Raw genomic sequence first — 16,889 nt, forward strand, 5'->3', positions numbered from 1 at the left:
CCATTATAACAGAACGTGAGGGAAATTACAAAAATCAGTATCCCGGAATGATAAACTATGCTATAATGCAAGTGTCGATTCTGTGTTTTAACTTTTTAGGGGGTAATTACATGCCACTCGTTGGAACAAAAGAAATGTTTAAGAAAGCCTATGACGGCGGCTATGCCATCGGCGCTTTCAACGTCAACAACATGGAGATCGTTCAGGGCATCACGGACGCCGCGGGCGAACTCGGTTCCCCTCTGATTTTGCAGGTCTCCGCAGGGGCACGCAAGTACGCACGTCATGAGTATCTTGTTCATCTTGTGCGCGCCGCTCTCGAGATCAACGACATCCCCATCGCACTCCACCTCGATCACGGCGCGGACTTTGACATCTGCAAGTCCTGCATCGACGGCGGTTTTACCTCCGTGATGATTGACGGCTCCCATCTCCCCTATGATGAAAATGTTGCGCTTGCAAAGCGCGTTGCCGAGTATGCTCATGCGCACGGCGTTGTCGTTGAAGCGGAGCTCGGTCAGCTTGCAGGCATCGAGGACGATGTAAATGTCTCCGCAGAAGATGCGTCCTATACAAAACCGGAAGAAGTACAGGATTTCGTAGAAAAGACCGGCGTCGACTCTCTCGCCATAGCGATCGGCACATCGCACGGCGCATTCAAATTCACGCCGGATCAGTGCACGCGCAACGCCGACGGCGTGCTCGTCCCGCCTCCGCTGCGCTTTGACATCTTGGAAGAAATCGAAAAACGAATCCCAGGCTTCCCCATCGTGCTCCACGGTGCTTCCTCCGTCATTCCAAAATATGTGAAAATCATCAACGAGAACGGCGGGCATATGCCGGATGCGGTAGGAATCCCCGAGGATCAGCTCCGCCGCGCAGCAAAATCCTCCGTCTGCAAGATCAACATTGACTCAGATCTGCGTCTTGCCATGACGGCGGGCATTCGCGAACATTTCAAGAAAGAGCCGTCCCACTTCGACCCGCGTCAATACCTCACGGACGGCCGCAGCTACATCAAAGAGCTGGTCGCCCACAAAATTAAAGACGTCCTCGGATCGGACGGCAAAGCCGCCGAGATTCAAGCACTCCTCGACAAAAAATAAATATCTCTGTTCCTTTCCTCCGGTCGGATAGAAGGACTTCATCAAAATCATCAAAAAAGGCTGCTGCATTCATGAGTAATGCGGCAGCCTTTTTATTAAAGAAGACGACCCGAGTAAATACTTCAGTCATCCTCTGAAAAGCTTTTACTGAACGCTCGTAAAGATATCCTTGAACTTGTCGAGCCAAGCCTTCTTATTCTTTTCGACCGTTGCTTCATCGTCGTTGATGATGTTGATCTGTTCCTTCGGGATGAGACCAACGGGCGGATCCACATCGTCGCGAACAGAACGGCGATGGAGCTGTGAGGCAATGATGCTCTGCGCTTCTTTGCTCGTGATGAAGTCGATGAACTTCTTTGCATTCTCCATATGCTTTGCATTTTTGATGATGTAGATGCCGTCCGGCTTGGAGATAACGCCTTCCTCCATGTAGACGAGCTTTACGGGTGCACCGTCGGCAACGTATTTTGCGCCGCCCTCTTCAAACGTGCAGCCGACCGCATACTCGCCGTCCGCAACGCCTTTATAGACGGCGGAGGAGCCGGAGAGGAGCTTGCCGTCAAGATTGCGGCAGAACTTCTCGACATAATCCCAGCCCTTGTCAGGATCGCCTTTGCCCATCGCATAGAGCATGTTGACGAGGTGCTCGTAGGACGAGGAGGACTTGGAGGGATCGCTCATCGCGATCTTGCCCTTGAGCGCGGGGTTGAGGAGATCCTCATAGCCGTTGACCTTGATGTCGCCGATGAGGTTCGTGTTTACCATGATAACGCTCGGGATGTCGGTGAAGCGCGTCATCGAGCCCTCGACATTCTTGAACGCCTGCTGCACATGGTCTTCGTTCGCGGACGTGTAGTTCTCGAATAGTCCCGCCTTCGGCTTCATCGTGTTGAGTGAACCGCCCCAGAAGATGTCCCCGAGTGGATTCGCTTTCTCCGACTCAACGCGCTTGAGAAGCTCGCCGGTGCCTGCTGCGATGACTTCAACGTGGATGCCGCTCTGTTTCTCGAACTCCTGCACAAGCGGGTTGATAAACGCGAGCGGATGCGGGCAGTAGACGACGAGTGTTTTATCGCCATCAGCCGCCGCCTTCTCCTCTTTCTGCGCGCCCCCGCCGCAGCCTGCGAGCACGCCGCCGAGGAACACGCCTGCCACCAATCCGGTGAGCAGTTTCTTGAACTTCATGGAAATACCTCCTTTATATTTTTCGGAACAATTTGTTCCAAAGAAACGCGAATGTATCAAATCCCTAGAGGGTAACATCCTTGCTGCCGGAGACACGGAAGAAAATTACCATCGCCGCAATCGTCGTTATTGTGAGGATCGTCGAGAGCGCTGCCGCCGTGCCGTAGCTGGCGCGGATGACCTCGGTGTAGATGGCGACGGACATTGTTTTGGTTGCGCCCGTAAAGAGGATGACCGAGGAGCTCAGTTCGTTGATCGCGGTGATCCACGAGAGGATCGCGCCGCTCATCACACCGGGGAGCATCATGACCGCAGTGACCTTAAAGAAGGTCTTAAGCGGTGATGCACCGAGACTGATGGACGCCTCTTCGATGCTCGGGCTGATCTGATAGAGGATCGCCGAGCTGGAGCGAAGTGTGTACGGCAGACGCCGAATGACAAGGGAGATGATGATGATGAACGCCGTGCCCGAAAGCAGGATCGGGTCGTCGTTGAACGCGAGGAGCAGCGTGATACCGAGTACAGAGCCGGGGATGATGTACGGGAACATGGTCAGTACGTCGATGAACTCGGTCAGCGCGCTGCGGCGCCGTGTGGTCAGATACGCGACCGTCGCACCGAGGAAGACGATCAGGAGAATCGCCGAGGTGCTGTAAAGATAGGTATTCGTAATCGCCGTGCCGAGCGTTTCGAAGATGGTTCGATAGCTGTCCAGCGAATACCCTTCGACAAAGACCGCACCTCTCGTATTGAGGAACGACGTATAGACAACGACAAGCTGCGGTATCATCGACAGCGCAACCAAGAGGTAGATGATCGCGTGCATTACGATGTTGCCCGCGCCGGTCATGGGTTCGGACTGCATGGGACGCAGAGAGCTCATTGTGAAAGACTTGCGATTGACGACAAATTTTTGCAGGAGGAATATGGTCGATGTGATGATGACCATGATCGCCGCCATTGCCGCCGCGAAGTTTGCTTGATCACCGACCTCATTGATGAACTCCGAGTATATCATGACGGGCATGACGTTGAATCCTTCGCCGATGAGCATCGGCGTGCCGAAATCCGCCATGGCGTTCATGAATACCATGAGTGCACCCGCGAGAATCGTCGGTGTGATGAGCGGCACAATAACGGTGAATACTTTCCGAACGCCGCTGCACCCAAGACTCTCTGCCGCCTCTATGAGCGCGGAGTCGATATTTTTCATCGCGCCCGCCGCATAGAGATAGATGAACGGATAGAGCTTCAGCGTAAGGACGAGCAGGATACCTGCAAATCCGTAGATAGATGGGAACTCATAGCCAAACGTATTGTAAAGCCACTGTGTCAGCATCCCGCTGCGCCCGCCGATGAGGATCCACGAGTACGCACCGATGAATGGCGGCGAGAGGAGCGAGATGATGATGCAGATCTCCACAACGTTTTTTCCCTTGATTTTGTATTTCGTCATGAAGTACGCGAGCGTCGTGCCGATGAGGATGGCGAGCACCGTTACGCAGAGCGTCACGGAAAAGCTGTTGATCATCGACTGGTAATAATATTTGCGTTGAAAGAAATGTACAAAATGTTCCAGCGAAAATGCTCCTGTCTCTGCATTCTGGAACGCGGAAACGAAGAGCGAGAAGAGCGGATAGATGAGAAAAAGCGAAAATATAGCGATGGAGAGGACGGTGACGCCCGTCCAAAAATCGAGCCTTATTTTCTGCTTATTCATAGCGAACCACATCCTTCAGGAGGTTGCGGCTGCCGTCCGCTGTGAACACATTTACCTTGGCTGCGTTCGGGCGCAGACGAATCGTCTCTCCGACCTCGAGGATGCGCTCCGCATGTCCTACATCCTGCGAGAACTCGATTGACGGCTGTCCCATGCAGATCATGTCCTCGGGGAACTCCAGCCAGTAATTGACATATTTGCCAAGGAACACCTTGCCCGTGATGCGGCATTCCATGCCGTCCTCCTGCAGGGAGAACTCCTCCGGACGCACGGAGAGAACGACCTCCTGCCCGTCCGATGCGCCTTCGATGCCGTCTACTTGGAACGTGTAGCCGTCCGAGAGGACGATGTTCCTGCCGCCCTCGATGCGCGCACGGAACAGGTTCGAATGTCCAATGAACGTTGAGACAAAGGCATTATATGGGCGCGCGTAGAGCGTCTCCGGATCCGCTGTCTGCTGGATGACGCCCTTGTCCATGACCGCGATGCGATCCGAGATCGAGAGCGCTTCCTCCTGATCATGTGTCACATAGATCGTTGTGATGCCGACTTTCTGCTGTACCTCGCGAATCGCGGAGCGCATCTCCACACGCAGCTTCGCGTCGAGGTTCGAGAGCGGTTCGTCCATGAGCAGTACGCTCGGATGAATGACGATGGCGCGCGCAAGCGCAACGCGCTGCTGCTGACCACCGGAAAGCCGCTCGGGCAGGCGATCCTGATACTCTGTGATCTTCACCGCGTCAAGGATGTCGTCGACGAGACGTTTCATCTCATCTTTCGCCGTCTTGCGAAGTTTCAGACCGTATTCCACATTTTCACGCACCGTGAGATGCGGAAAGATCGCATAACTCTGGAATACCATGCCGATGTTGCGTTTATGCGCGGGCAAATCGTTGATCGTCTCCCCATTGAATTGGATCACGCCGCCCTCGATGGAGTTGAACCCCGCGATCATCCGCAGGAGCGTCGTCTTGCCGCAGCCCGACGGTCCCAAAAGTGTGAAAAACTCACCGTTTTTGATCTCCTGCGAAAGATCCGGGATAATCGTCAGATCTCCGTAACGCTTCACCACATCTTTGATCTGTATCGCTACACTCACTCTGTATCCCACCTTTTATCAAGTTGTCCCGTACATCGTCAAGAATTTTCCGCGAATCACGACAAATATCGCCATAAAAGAATCCATCGTCTTTTATGAAGTTTCCGACTTCTTATATTTTACAGAATTAAATATAGCGATACAATCCTTAATTCTGTAAAAATATCTGAATTTCTGAACTAAGATATTATTTTAAAATAAACTATAAAAACTGTATTGAATAAGGGAGTGTATAATAAACTGTGTAAATAGGGATACAGCTTAGGAACACTCCCGGTGAGGGGAAGTCAAAAACTAAGGAGGAACCGTTATGTCAAAGAGGCTCCCACGGCGCGGTGCAACGCTCGCCAAGGCAATTATCGAAGAGTATCAACCCAAAACCGTAGAGGATATGCAAAACGCCCTCAAAGAAATCTTCGGTCCCATGTTTGAAGCCATGCTCAACGGCGAGATGGAAAACCACCTCGGTTACATGAGCAACGAGCGCAGCGAAAAGGATACAGCAAATCGCCGCAACGGATATACCCCCAAAGTCCTCAAAACCTCAGCAGGCGAGGTTCCCATCAGCGTCCCAAGAGACCGTGACGGCTCTTTTACACCGCAAATCGTTCCCAAAAGACAGACGGACGTTTCGTCCATTGAAGGAAAAGTCCTCGCGATGTATGCCAGAGGAATGAGTCAGCGAGACATCTCCTCCACCATCGATGACATCTATGGCTTTATGCTCAGTGCCGAGCAAATCTCGCATATTACAGACAGTGTGCTTGACGAGCTGCATGAATGGCAAAATCGACCGCTCAAGGCATTTTATCCGTTTGTCTTCGTTGACTGTATCTATGTTTCAATGCGCGGTGACAAAGGCGTATCTGATCAAGCGGTATATGTGATCCTCGGATATGATCTGAAAGGCAAGAAAGACGTTCTAGGGCTATGGATGGGAGATACGGAAAGCAAACATCACTGGATGCAGGTATTTGACGAGATCAAAGCACGCGGCGTACAGGACATCGGCTTCATATCAATGGACGGAGTGAGCGGCCTGGAAGACGGCGCAAAGTCGATCTTTAAGAACGTGGTGGTACAGCGGTGCATTGTTCACCTGATACGCAATTCTCTTAAATACGTTCCGAGCAAGGATTACAAGGCATTTACGGCACAACTTAAAAAGATCTATGGGGCAGTTAGCCTTCGGGCTGCACAGAGCGAATTTGAGAAATTCTGTGAGACTTGGAGCAAGTATCCGGGCGCAATTCGCGTATGGAAGGACAACTTCCGGCATGTTGAGCAGCTTTACCAATATGGCAGTGATGTCCGTCGTGTCATGTACACAACAAATGCGATAGAGAGCGTCAATGCAAGTTTTCGCAAAGTAACGAAGCAGGGGGCATTTCAAAGCGAGACGGCTGTGTTCAAGGTGTTTTACTTACGGATCAAGGAGCTGTACAAGAAGTGGAAGGGACACTCCATTCAGAACTGGGCGATTGTGAGAGTGTGTGAAAGAAATTCTGTAAAAACTTCCGACTCGAAGGAATAAGGACTTCTATGGTAAAATCAAATCATGGGAGGTCTTTGTTTATGGCAAAACAACAAAAAGAAGTTCACAAAGTCAAAATGACCGATGGGAAAAGAGCGATCATTCAGCAACTCTTTCAAGAGTATGACATTGAGAGCACATCCGACATCCAAGACGCACTAAAAGACCTGCTGGGCGGAACCATCAAGGAAATGATGGAGGCGGAAATGGACAGCCATTTAGGCTACGAAAAATCCCAACGCTCCGCCAATGAGAACGCTCGCAATGGGTACAAATCCAAGACATTAAACAGCAGCTATGGGAGCGTTCGGATTGAAGTCCCCCAAGACCGACAGTCTTCTTTTGAACCACAGGTGGTAAAAAAGCGGCAGAAGGATATCTCTGCGATTGATCAGAAAATCATATCCATGTATGCCAAGGGAATGACTACGAGACAGATTTCCGAAACGATCAATGACATCTACGGTTTTGAGGCATCGGAAGGATTTGTATCCGACGTAACCGATAAGATTCTGCCCCACATTGAGGAATGGCAGAACCGCTGCCTTGTCAGCGTTTACCCGATCGTTTTCATTGATGCCATCCATTTTTCCGTGCGTCAGGACAGCATCGTAAGCAAACTTGCGGCCTACGTCGTTGTAGGGATTAACGATGCCGGGCGAAAAGAAGTCTTAACCATTGAAATTGGAGAAAATGAGAGCAGCAAATATTGGCTTGGCATTCTTAACAGCCTAAAAAATCGGGGGGGGTTCAAGATGTTCTTATCCTTTGCTCTGACGGGCTCAGCGGGCTCAAGGAAGCGGTAGAGGCGGCCTTTCCGGAAACGGAGCATCAGCGCTGCATCGTACACATGGTACGCAATACCCTGAAATATGTGGCGCATAAGGACATGAAATTCTTTGCCAAGGATCTTCGCAGCATATACACGGCTCCTGATGAAAAGACCGCCCTCAAAAGACTAGAAGAGGCAGATAAAAAATGGAGTTCCCATTATCCAGCGGCCATGCGGAGATGGTATGATCATTGGGACGTCATAACACCGATATTCAAGTTCTCTATGGGGGTTCGCACCGCATTTTATACCACGAATATCATAGAGAGTCTTAATGCATCATACCGTAGATTAAATCGACAACGGAGCGTATTTCCTAGTGCACAAGCGTTATTAAAGGTTCTTTATTTGACGACGTTTGAAGCCACTAAGAAATGGACGATGCCGATAAAGAACTGGGGTAAAATCCGAGGCGAACTGGCGATTATGTATCCGAACAGATTGCCTGATTAACACTTGCACACATCATAGAAGATCCGATTTACAGACTTTTCTTCACAGACTCGATTGTGATGAATCAACTCTGTATTGATGAGCGTGTCGGGCAGATGATCCGAAAATATTCCGCTCTATAAGAAACTTACACACTTTACTTGACAAACCCTTGAATAATTTTTATCAGTTTTTCCCATCCTTCCTCCTGATAAAATTCATGCTAGATAATTTGACTTTTGTTATTATTAATAAAAATATTCTATTATGCCTCATATACTTTTTAATGATCACTATCCACTTTTTTTAATGGAAACATCCATACCTTACGTGGATGTTCATCTTCTCCATTTTGAATTTCTTGATATGGCTTATTCGAAAGCTTTACTATCCCTTGATAGGTATACTTTGTAGGCTCAAAAACTTCAAATAGATGAATCTCAACACCATTATGATCTGATTCAAGTAAAGTCTTATTTTGATTTCCATCTATTGTCTGATCACCATTTCTCCCCATACCTGTATAATGGAGCTCATTTCCATACCATTTATCAGCGTACATTTTCGTATGATCTGATATGATAACAAGTGTACCTGTTGCTTTAGACCGACGCATTCCTCCCATATTTCCACAACGAAATGTACGATATAATTCTTCATTTGTTACAACATCTCCAACAGAAAATATTGGCTTAACTTTTTGAGATTCCACTGCTTATTTCCTTTCTCCTATTATTTTTGATTTTCTTATCAACATTCTTGAGTATGAACAAAACTAATACATTCATTATAACAGAAAAATATCCTCTCTTTAATATTAAAAATAAGAGCATCAGTGTATTGATTCCAAATACATGGATTTATATATGGCAAGACTTTGTATGACTTCACCGCCCCGTCTGCGTCATCCATGCCACGCACTCGACATGCGAGGTTTGCGGAAATAAATCCACGGGTTGTATCTCCCGGGCTTCGTACCCGAGGGTTTTCATGATGGCGAGGTCGCGTGCGAGGGTTGCGGGGTTGCAGGAGACGTAGACGATGCGGCGGGGCTTCATATTAGCGAAGGTTTTCAGGACGGTCGGCGTACAGCCCGCGCGCGGGGGATCGACGACAACGACATCGGGGCGTACGCCCTGCCGATAGAGCGACGGCATGACGGCGGTCGTATCGCCAACGATAAACTCGGCGTTTTTGATGCCATTGTCGCACGCATTTTTCCGTGCGTCGAGGATGGCGGGACGGACGATCTCGATGCCGTAGACGTTCCACGCCCTCTGTGCGAGGAAGAGTGTGATCGTCCCCGTGCCGCAGTAGGCGTCGATGACGGTCTCCGTGCCGTGGAGGTCGGCGTATTGCAGCGCCTGCTCATAGAGGACTGCCGCCTGTGCGGTATTGACTTGGAAGAAGGAGCGCGGCGAGATGTGAAAGCTGAGCTTTCCAAGTGTGTCTCTGATGGTCGGCTTCCCCCATAGCAGTACGGTGTCCCGCCCCATGACAACGTTGTTGCGGTAGGTCTGGATGTTCTGCTGGATGCTGACAAGCTGCGGCAGGCGTTCGCGCATCATGCGGATCAATTCTTTTTTGCGCGGCAGTTCCTTCGCAGCGGTCACGATGACCGCCATGAGTTCATCGCCCTGCCCGACGCGCCCGACGATGTGACGCAAAATGCCGCGGTGTGTGTCCTCGTTGTAAACGGGAATCCGGAGCTTCGTTACGATGTCACGCACGGCGTTTGCGAGCGCATTGTTCCCCTCCCGCTGGATATGGCAGTCCTCGGTGTCGATGATCCGGTGACTCCCCTGCGCGAAACATCCGACGACAATTTGCCCCTGATGAATGCCGACGGGGAACTGCATTTTGTTGCGATAGTTCCACGGCGATGCCGCGCCCAACGTTTCCTTGACCGGGACATGCGGCAGTTTTCCGATATGCGTCATGGCGTCGACGACTTGAAGACGCTTTGCCGTAAGCTGTGCTTCGTAGGAGAGGTGCTGCAACTGACAGCCGCCGCAGACGCTGTAGATCTCGCAGCGCGGGCGTACGCGGTCGGCGCTCGCGACACGAATCTCCATGATACGCGCACGCGCATAGGTCTTTTTTACTTCTTCGACGCGCGCGGAAACCTGCTCGCCCGGCAGTGCGTTCGGCACGAATATGGTGAAGTTATCGTACCTGCCGACGCCCTCGCCCGACGTGCCGAGACGTTCTATCCGGATGTCGTAATTCTTTCCCTGCTGTACGGGTATTGCGGTCTTCATTCTGCCTCTCTCTGTATCATACTATATCCTGCGCACAAAACGTCAGTTTTTGAAAGAGTTCGCGCGGATGCGATAAAAGGATCTGCGCGCCGTGCTCTGTGAGTTCCTGCTGCGGGCGAAATCCCCATAGGACGCCGACCGCGAGCGTTCCCGCGTTGTGCGCGGTATCCATGTCGACGGCAGTGTCGCCAAAATACGCTGTGGATGCAGGCGATACGCCCATTCGACGGGCGATGTGCAAGACCTTCTGCGGATCGGGCTTGCGCGGCAGACCGCGCCGGTCGCCGATGACTTCTTGGAACATATTTTTAGGAAATAGGGCTTCTACTATGGCATCCGCCGCGCTCTGATGCTTATTCGTGCAGATTGCCATGGGGATATTCCTGCGCCGAAGTTCCTCCAGCATCTCCGGGATGCCGTCATAGGGCTTCGTCTGGTGCAACAGACGCTCCGCGTAGCAGTCTTTGTAGCGCGCCATTGCTTCATCCACGAACGCCGCATCCCGGCTCCGCTCCTTGGGCAATATGCGCTCGATCAGTTTGCGAGAGCCATCACCGACGAAATAGCGATATGCGCCCACGTCATGCGTTCGAAATCTATAGGATGCGAGCATGGCGTTCGCGGCGTCCGCGAGATCCGCCAGCGAGTCGACCAGTGTTCCGTCCAAATCAAATACGGCGGCTTGACAGTGCATGACCGTGCCCCTCCTTCCGCAAGTGCAATCAGCCCTTTCCATACGGGAAGGGCTGATTTTTATGTCCGCTCACAACGAGATATTTGTTTTCGAAAAATCAGGCGTCCAGTTTTTTTGCGAGCAGTTCGTTCACCATCTGCGGGTTTGCCTTGCCCTTGGACTGTTTCATGACCTGCCCGACCAGCGCGCCGATGGCCTTCTTGTTGCCGCCCTTGTAGTCCTCGACCGCCTTTGTATTCGCGGCGATGACGTTCTCGACGATCTCCTCGATCTCCTTGGTATCGGTGATCTGGACGAGCCCCTTATCCTTGACGATTTTCTCCGGTGCGTCGGGCGATGTCCACATCTCCTTGAACACGGTTTTGCCGATCTTCGAGGAAATCGTTCCCTTCGAGATGAGCAATATCATCTCGCCAAGGCGTTTGGCATCGACGGGAGACTGCTCGATCGTCAGTCCCTCGGCGTTGAGGTTTTTCGACAGATCGCCCATCAGCCAGTTCGCCGCGAGCTTTGCATCCGCTCTCGTTGCGGTAATGGCATCGTAATACTCCGCCATGGCGCGCGAACTCGTGATGATGCCCGCGTCGTAGGCGGAAAGCCCCGCCTCGTCCATCAGACGCGCACGGCGGGCATCGGGCAGCTCCGGCAGCGCGGCGCGAATCGCCTCGATCTCTGCGGCGCTCGTGACGATCGGCGGCAGATCAGGCTCCGGCATATAGCGGTAGTCGTGCGCCTCTTCCTTACTGCGCATGGAGAGCGTGATGCCGCGCTCGGGATCCCATGTGCGCGTCTCCTGAACGATGTGTCCGCCGTCCTCAAGCACCTCGGTCTGCCGTTCCACTTCGTAGTTGATGGCGTCTTCGAGCGCCTTAAAGGAGTTGATGTTCTTCATCTCCGTGCGCGTGCCGAGCACATCGGAGCCGACCGGACGCAGCGACACGTTGATGTCCGCGCGGAGATTGCCCTCCTCCATGCGGCAGTTGGAGACGTCGATGTACTCCATGATCGCCTTGATCTTCTCCATATAGGCGCGCGCTTCCTCCGCCGAGGACATATCCGGCTCTGAGACGATCTCGAGCAGCGGCACGCCCGTGCGGTTGTAGTCCACATTCGACGTCGCGGAGTCCTTAATCGTCGTACCGGAGTGCACGAGTTTTCCCGCATCCTCCTCCATGTGGATGCGCGTCAGGCGAATCCGTTTCTTCCCCGCCGCCGTATCGATGTCAACCCAGCCGTGCTCGGCGATGGGCAGATCGTATTGGGAGGTCTGAAAATTCTTCGGCAAATCGGGATAGTAATAATTCTTTCGGTCAAATTTGCTGTACTCGTTGATCGTGCAGTTCGTCGCAAGCCCCGCCTTGATCGCGAACTCTACGACGCGGCGGTTGACGACCGGCAGGACGCCCGGCAGGCCGAGACAGACGGGACAGACATGCGTGTTCTGCGCGGCGCCGAAGGTTGTGGCGCAGCCGCAGAAAATCTTCGTGTTGGTCTTGAGCTCGCAGTGAATCTCAAGACCGATGACAGTTTCGAATTTCATGCGTTCCCTCCAATCGGCGCTAGTTTCGTATGATAGTCGTGCGCCTGTTCATAGGCAAATGCCGCACGCAAAATCGTCTCTTCCGCAAGAGGTTTCCCTATGATTTGCAGTCCGATCGGAAGTCCCGCCGCACTGAATCCGCACGGCACAGAAATGCCCGGCAGTCCCGCAAGGTTGACCGGTACGGTAGAGATGTCCTGCAAATACATTTGCAGCGGGTTTTCTATCTCTCCGATGCGATACGCGGTCGTCGGCGCCGTCGGCGTCATAATCACGTCGACGTCCTCAAAGGCGCGTGTAAAGTCCTCGCGAATCAGTGTCCGCACCTTGAGCGCCTTCAGATAATAGGCGTCGTAGTAGCCCGCCGAGAGCGCATAGTTGCCGATGAGGATGCGGCGGCGCACCTCATCGCCGAATTTCTCCGTGCGCGTGCGCGTCATCATATCGACGAGGTCTTCCCCGTCCACGCGCGCGCCGTAGCTCACGCCGTCATAGCGTTCGAGATTGGTCGCCGCCTCCGCGGGCGCGATGAGATAGTAGGTCGACACCGCGTAGTCCGTATGCGGCAGGGAGATTTCCCGCACCTCGGCGCCCATGGATTCAAAATCGTGAATCGCCTTGCGGACGGCAGTCTCGACCTCTGCGTCCATGCCGGGGATGAAGTATTCCTTCGGCAGTCCGATCTTCAGCCCCTTGACATCCTGCGTCAATGCTTTCGTATAGTCGGGCACGGGGCTTTTGCTTGCCGTCGAATCCATCACGTCGTGTCCCGCGATGACGTTCAGCAGATGTGCGGCATCCGTGACGTCGCGCGTCACAGGACCGATCTGATCGAGCGAAGAGGCGTATGCGATGAGTCCGTAGCGGGAGACGCGCCCGTAGGTCGGTTTGAGTCCGACGATGCCGCAGAACGACGCGGGCTGACGGATGGAGCCGCCCGTATCGGAGCCGAGCGCCCAGATCGCCGTCCCTGCCGCGACTGCCGCCGCGCTGCCGCCGGACGAGCCGCCGGGCACGCGCGCCGTATCCCACGGATTGTGCGTCGGCCGGTACGCGGAGTTCTCCGTCGAGCCGCCCATCGCAAACTCGTCCATATTTGTCTTGCCGAGAACGACCGCCGCAGCATCGTGCAGCTTTGTCACAACCGTCGCGTCGTAGGGCGGAACAAAGTTTTCGAGAATCTTTGAAGCGGCGGTCGTCCGCACGCCCTTCGTGCAGATGTTATCCTTCACCGCGCCGGGAATCCCCGCGAGGAACGGAATCTCTTCCTTCGCCGCAATTTTCGCATCAACGGCGTCCGCCTGCATGCGCGCCGCTTCGCGTGTCTCGAGGAGATACGCGCCCACCTGCGGCTCTGCGGCATCCATCCGTGCAAAGGCATCCTCCGTGAGTTCGCGCGCGCTGATCTCGCGGCGCGAGAGCATATCGTGCAGGACATGCGCCGGTTTTTCATAGAGATGCAAAAGAGTCCCTCCTATCCTTCCAGTACCTTCGGCACTTTGAAGTACCCGTCCTCCCGGAGCGGCGCATTGGAGAGCGCGGCTTCGTTCGGGAGAGACGGACGCACCTCGTCGGCACGAAACACATTCTCGATCGGCAGCGCGTACGTCGTCGGCCGGACGCCCTCCGTATCGACACCGGAAAGATTATCCACATAGGTCAGGAAGTCCCCGAGACGCGCGAGCGCATCCGCTCTTTCGTCCGCAGGAATGGCGAGACGCGAGAGACGCGCGGTCGTCTCCAGATCCTTTTCCGTCACATTCATAGCTTCACCGTCTTTCATTGCAATATCCTAGACATTATAACAAATTGGCGCACGCCTATCAAATCGAAATCCGCGCCGGTCTGATATTCCCGCAGAAAATTACCGCAGGAGTCCCTTGCTGCGGAGATGCTCTTCCGCCACGGCGCGAGGTTCGCGCCCCGCGCTCTCAACGGCATAATTCATCCGCGCCATTTCGGCATCCGTGATCGTATCCGTCAGTTTTTCAAGCGTATCCGCAAGCTCCGGATGTGTGGTCAAAACTTCCTCGCGAACCACATTCCCGCAGCGGTAGGAGGGAAAAAATCCGCGGTCGTCTTGAAGAACGACGGCATCCGATGCGGCGAGCTGCCCGTCCGTCGTGAAAATCGTCATGACGTCGATTTGTCCGCTTTCGAGCGCCTTATATTTAAGCCCGATATCGAGATCCATCGTCCGCGCAAAACTCAGCCCATAGGCGCGGCAAAGCGCCGCATATCCGTCCTCGCGTTCGAAGAAATCATACTCCGCCCCAAAGGTCAGTGCCGGCGGAGCATTTACTAAGTCGGAATACGTTCGCAGTCCATATTGCTTCGCGATGTCCCGCCGCACCACAATGCCAAACGTATCGTTGAATCCGTACATGCCGATCCACCGCATATGATACCGCTCGTGATACGCCGCCGTGAGTAACGGAAATAAATGCTCGTCATACGTCCGTTTTTCCTTCAGCACCATGTTCCACCCCGTGCCCGTATACTCCGGATAGAGGTCAAAATCACCGCTTTCCATAGCGGGCTGAATATTCGACGTTCCGCCGCCGACGCCCGGCGTCAGACGAACCGAAAGATTCGTGTCCTGCTCGATGAGGAGCTTCAGCATCTCTCCCATGACGAGCTGCTCCGTCATGGGTTTTGTCGCGATGCGGATAACATCTTTTGTTCCAAACATCCCGTAGAGCACCCCGCCGGCAAGACCGATGAACACAAGAAGTCCGGCGGCGATACCGAGAGATTTACCCGACCTGCGCCGATGCAGATCTTTTTTCGCGCCCTGCTCCAATGCGCCGAGGATGGCGTCGAGCACCAGCGCAAGCGCGGCGATAAGGAGACTGCCCGCGATCGTCAGCGCCGGGTTGTTCGTCGTAATGCCGCGATAGATCGCAACGCCGAGCCCGCCCGCACCGATGAACGAGGCGATTCCCGCAAGCGCAACGGTCATCGTCACCATATTGCGAATGCCCGACATGATAATCGGCAGTGCAAGCGGCAGTTCGACGTGCACGAGCACATAGATCGGCGTCCCGCCCATGCCGATCGCCGCTTCGATGAGCGAGCGGTCGACCTGCGCGAGCCCCGTATGTGTCGCGCGCACCATCGGCAGGAGCGCATAAACGGTCAGCGCGATGATCGCCGCCGTATTGCCCACGCCGAAAAACGGGATCAAAAAGCCCAGCATCGAAATGGACGGCACCGTATAGAGGAAATTCACCACGCCGAGCGTCGGCTGTACCGCCCGTTCGTAGCGGCTGATCAAAATCCCCGCCGCGCCGCCGACAACAAGCGCAATCCCAATCGCGGACGCAGAAATCCAAAGATGTTCCAGTGTCAGCTGCAAAAAAAATTGACCGCGCTCCGCAAATATCGAAACGACCGCCTGTAACAAGTCCATCGTTCACCTCTTTTCAAATTGTAATAAAACAAATTCTATAAGACTATATCATCACTCCCGTGTTTTTTCAACAGTAAATGCCCTTGCGCATAGTTCAAAACATACGCAAGGGCAGAACATTCAAATGACGATGACAACCTTTCCGAATCCAGTTCTGCTTTCCAAATAACGATGTGCATCAATGATTTCCGAAAGTGAAAATATTTTTTCGGGGCGAATACGGACGCGATACCGGTCGATATAATCAATCAGATCATTGAGGCGTCCCTCACGCACATTGCCCGAATAGAACGAGGTTAGATAGCTGTCCTCTGCCAAATCGATAATGGGGTCGAACTGTTCCAAGTACCATTTCCCGCCGAGCTGACCCGTACTGCATAGAATGCCGAATCGGCAGAGGTGTTTCATGCTGTCCTTTATCACTGCGGGATCGATGAGTTCCAAAATCCGGTCATAGGATCGCTCCGTCTCAAGGCGTCCGTCCCGATCTATCACAATATCGGTATAGCCCTCGGCAAGAAGTGATGACCGCATATCCGCACGCCGCGTTATCCCGTCGATACGCATATCCGGATATTTCCCTCGCAAAAGGCGCAGCGCCGCCACACCAACGCCGCTTGCACCGCCATGAACGAGGACGCTGTGCTCCGCCGAAATGCGAAGGTTCTCCAGTGAACAAAATGCCGTATAGTACGTCTCCGGAATCGCCGCCAGTTCTGCCCACGGAAGGTCAGTGTCCACCGGATAAATCTGTGCATTCGGAATCAGGACGTACTCCGCATAACTTCCGTCAAATGCCCGCCCCATCTCTCCCATGATGGAAACGACGCGCCGCCCGACGGGAAGTCGCTCCGGCTCCGTCGTCTCCTCGACCGTGCCGACGCACTCGATACCAAGGATGCGCGGGATTTTTACCGAAGGAGACAGTCCCTGCCGTGTGAATATTTCCGAATGATTGATGCCGAATCCGCGCACCTTGACGAGAGATCGTCCCTCTTTGATTGTGGGACGTGGAACATCCGTATAAACGAGCTGCTGCGCCCCGCCCGCCTCATAAACGACAACCGCCTTCAT

General features: G+C 53.4%; 13 protein-coding genes and 1 pseudogene. 3 read left to right on the forward strand and 11 right to left on the reverse strand.

Annotated features, from left to right (window positions below; all coding sequences use genetic code 11):
* The first annotated feature begins 110 nt into the window (after positions 1–110).
* The gene (gene fba / locus HMPREF9162_RS09040; RefSeq protein ID WP_009658516.1) at positions 111–1,106 is read left to right on the forward strand and encodes a class II fructose-1,6-bisphosphate aldolase; all 996 of its coding nucleotides are present in this window, start codon (positions 111–113) and stop codon (positions 1,104–1,106) included.
* A 144-nt stretch (positions 1,107–1,250) separates the two neighbouring features.
* Here the strand turns inward: fba and HMPREF9162_RS09045 are convergent, their stop codons facing one another.
* The 3 genes from HMPREF9162_RS09045 to HMPREF9162_RS09055 all read right to left on the reverse strand — a co-directional run bounded on the left by HMPREF9162_RS09045 (position 1,251) and on the right by HMPREF9162_RS09055 (position 5,110).
* A complete protein-coding gene (locus HMPREF9162_RS09045; protein WP_009658525.1) occupies positions 1,251–2,291 on the reverse strand; it encodes an ABC transporter substrate-binding protein in 1,041 nt (346 codons plus the stop codon).
* 64 nt (positions 2,292–2,355) lie between these two features.
* The gene (locus HMPREF9162_RS09050) at positions 2,356–4,011 is read right to left on the reverse strand and encodes an iron ABC transporter permease (RefSeq protein WP_009752941.1); all 1,656 of its coding nucleotides are present in this window, start codon (positions 4,009–4,011) and stop codon (positions 2,356–2,358) included.
* A complete protein-coding gene (locus HMPREF9162_RS09055) occupies positions 4,004–5,110 on the reverse strand; it encodes an ABC transporter ATP-binding protein (protein WP_009439108.1) in 1,107 nt (368 codons plus the stop codon). The genes HMPREF9162_RS09050 and HMPREF9162_RS09055 overlap by 8 nt, the downstream gene beginning before the upstream one ends.
* A 310-nt stretch (positions 5,111–5,420) precedes the next feature.
* On the opposite strand from HMPREF9162_RS09055, the gene HMPREF9162_RS09060 reads away from it, so the two are divergent.
* The gene (locus tag HMPREF9162_RS09060) at positions 5,421–6,644 is read left to right on the forward strand and encodes an IS256 family transposase (protein WP_009752927.1); all 1,224 of its coding nucleotides are present in this window, start codon (positions 5,421–5,423) and stop codon (positions 6,642–6,644) included.
* A 41-nt stretch (positions 6,645–6,685) separates the two neighbouring features.
* Positions 6,686–7,929, forward strand: a pseudogene (locus HMPREF9162_RS09065) (IS256 family transposase).
* A gap of 262 nt (positions 7,930–8,191) precedes the next feature.
* On the opposite strand, the gene HMPREF9162_RS12065 reads toward HMPREF9162_RS09065, so the two are convergent.
* The 8 genes from HMPREF9162_RS12065 to HMPREF9162_RS09100 form a co-directional block, all read right to left on the reverse strand.
* Positions 8,192–8,620 (reverse strand): HNH endonuclease, encoded by a 429-nt coding sequence (locus HMPREF9162_RS12065; protein ID WP_198002990.1) that lies wholly within the window; start codon positions 8,618–8,620, stop codon positions 8,192–8,194.
* Positions 8,621–8,795: 175 nt separating this feature from the next.
* On the reverse strand, positions 8,796–10,169 hold the full coding sequence (gene rlmD / locus HMPREF9162_RS09070; protein WP_009439123.1) for a 23S rRNA (uracil(1939)-C(5))-methyltransferase RlmD: 1,374 nt from the start codon (positions 10,167–10,169) through the stop codon (positions 8,796–8,798).
* Between the two features lie 16 nt (positions 10,170–10,185).
* Entirely contained in the window at positions 10,186–10,863 is a 678-nt protein-coding gene (locus HMPREF9162_RS09075) for an HAD family hydrolase (RefSeq protein WP_009439112.1), read from the reverse strand.
* A gap of 97 nt (positions 10,864–10,960) precedes the next feature.
* On the reverse strand, positions 10,961–12,403 hold the full coding sequence (gene gatB, locus HMPREF9162_RS09080) for an Asp-tRNA(Asn)/Glu-tRNA(Gln) amidotransferase subunit GatB (protein WP_009439111.1): 1,443 nt from the start codon (positions 12,401–12,403) through the stop codon (positions 10,961–10,963).
* Positions 12,400–13,866: an Asp-tRNA(Asn)/Glu-tRNA(Gln) amidotransferase subunit GatA gene (gatA, locus tag HMPREF9162_RS09085; RefSeq protein WP_009752944.1), complete on the reverse strand. Its 1,467-nt coding sequence runs from the start codon at positions 13,864–13,866 to the stop codon at positions 12,400–12,402. The genes gatB and gatA overlap by 4 nt, the downstream gene beginning before the upstream one ends.
* Before the next feature lie 11 nt (positions 13,867–13,877).
* Complete coding sequence (gatC, locus tag HMPREF9162_RS09090) at positions 13,878–14,168, reverse strand: Asp-tRNA(Asn)/Glu-tRNA(Gln) amidotransferase subunit GatC (RefSeq protein WP_026762170.1); 291 nt, start codon at positions 14,166–14,168, stop codon at positions 13,878–13,880.
* 99 nt (positions 14,169–14,267) lie between these two features.
* Complete coding sequence (locus HMPREF9162_RS09095) at positions 14,268–15,815, reverse strand: glycine betaine ABC transporter substrate-binding protein (RefSeq protein WP_009752910.1); 1,548 nt, start codon at positions 15,813–15,815, stop codon at positions 14,268–14,270.
* 120 nt (positions 15,816–15,935) lie between these two features.
* Entirely contained in the window at positions 15,936–16,889 is a 954-nt protein-coding gene (locus tag HMPREF9162_RS09100) for an alcohol dehydrogenase catalytic domain-containing protein (RefSeq protein ID WP_009752914.1), read from the reverse strand.

The sequence above is a fragment of the Selenomonas sp. oral taxon 137 str. F0430 genome (assembly GCF_000183625.1).
GTDB classification, from domain to species: domain Bacteria; phylum Bacillota; class Negativicutes; order Selenomonadales; family Selenomonadaceae; genus Centipeda; species Centipeda artemidis.